1 protein-coding gene is annotated in these 370 nt (G+C 59.2%); it reads right to left on the reverse strand.

Features of this window, described 5'->3' with window-relative positions:
* On the reverse strand, positions 1-266 hold a 266-nt coding region (locus AC1DE7_RS31915), incomplete at its 3' end, for an ATP-binding cassette domain-containing protein (protein WP_477535902.1).
* Between the last annotated feature and the right edge of the window lie 104 nt (positions 267-370).

A 370-nucleotide genomic window follows, 5' to 3' on the forward strand; every position in this document is an offset into this window, starting at 1 on the left:
GTCTTGTCCTTGGAGAACACAGGCTCGCCCTGCAGGGTAATGAAACCTGAGTCGGGTTTCTCAAGCAGGTTGATGCAGCGCATCAAGGTGGTCTTCCCGCCGCCGCTTCGCCCGATGATGCTTACGATATTTCCTGGCTTGACTGTGAAGTCGACGTTGTCCAACACAGTCCGGCCGGAGAACGACTTCACCAGGGACCTGATCTCTACCACTGGAAGGGTGCTGGTCACCGCAGAGCCCTCCGATTCAATCTTTCCGACAGTCATGGCTTCACCTCCGAGTATGGCTTGGTTTCTGCCGCTGCCAACAATGCCCGCGCATGGGCAAGCCGGCGATACCGCCGCAGGGACAGGGGTGCGCCCGCTTGGAC

It is taken from the genome of Paenibacillus sp. 10L310 (assembly GCF_056395745.1).